Raw genomic sequence first — 1185 nt, 5'->3', positions numbered from 1 at the left:
ATTTAAGACCCCAATAATTTGGGGTCACTACCTATTTATCACTACCATTTATTCAGGATCACTATCAACACCCGCACCCCCACCGCTAGTTTCAATTACGGGATAGTAGTTTTTAGGTTTATCACCTACGGTTACCCCACCATGAAGCATGGCTTGCATTTCCGAACCAAAGAAAGTATAGGGAAATTTTAATTCTGGAGTACTTACCTGATTAAGACGCATGAAATGCTCCTCGCTCAGGGTAAAATCTAATGCTTGTAGATTATCCTGAAGCTGATGGGGTTTAGTTGCACCGATAATCACCGAAGCAATACCAGGTCGGTTAGCCGCCCAATTTACTGCTACTTGAGCCATACTGCGTCCTACCTCTGTTGCCACAGCTTCTAACTCTGCCACAATTTTCCAATTGCGATCGCTAAACTTTTGAAAAGCTGGATTAATTGACTCTTTCATCGCTTCTAAGCGACCTTCACCCATGCCACCATCTTCACTAGGGCGATATTTACCACTGAGTAAACCACTAGCAAGGGGACTCCACACCATAATTCCCATACCGTGTTCTGTACCAAAAGGGACAAACTCATTTTCAATATTCCGTTCTACCAGGGAATATTCTAATTGCAGCGTGGATAACGTTTCATACCCTCTTAACTCCGCAATAGTTTGCGCACGAGAAGCATACCAAGCAGGAACATCAGAAAGACCAATATAACGCACCTTACCAGAGCGAACTAGATCATCTAGGGTACGGATCACCTCTGCAGCGCTCGTAATTCTATCCCAGGTATGTAATATGTAGAGATCAATATAGTCAGTATTTAAACGCTTGAGCGACCCTTCCACTGCACGCATAATATTTTTACGTCCATTGCCCCCAGCATTAGGATTGCCAGGTTCTCCGTTGTAGGAAAATTTGGTAGCAATCACCATCAAGTCCCGCAAATTACGCTCAGCAATAAACTCTCCTAACCAAGTTTCACTCGTCCCATTGGTATAAAGGTCGGCGGTATCAATAAAGTTACCACCTGCTTCAACATAATCATCAAATAGGGTTTTGGCGGTTGTACGGTCTGCTCCCCAGCCCCACTCAGTGCCAAAAGTCATTGTTCCAAGAGCTAGGCGACTGACGCGCAATCCAGAACGACCAAGGGTGTAATAGTTATTCACAGACATAATAAATATTGA

The 1185-nt window shown here is 43.9% G+C and carries 1 protein-coding gene; it reads right to left on the bottom strand.

Annotated elements, in window-relative coordinates:
* Nucleotides 1–48: 48 nt before the first annotated feature.
* The coding region (locus F6K53_RS44020) for an aldo/keto reductase (RefSeq protein ID WP_293087163.1) at nt 49–1185 on the bottom strand (1137 nt) is incomplete at its 5' end.

The sequence above is a fragment of the Moorena sp. SIO4A1 genome, from assembly GCF_010672065.1.
In the GTDB taxonomy this organism is placed as follows: Bacteria; Cyanobacteriota; Cyanobacteriia; order Cyanobacteriales; family Coleofasciculaceae; genus Moorena.
The sequence above is the reverse complement of the archived record's forward strand: the minus strand, read 5'-3'. Positions and strand labels throughout refer to the sequence as shown.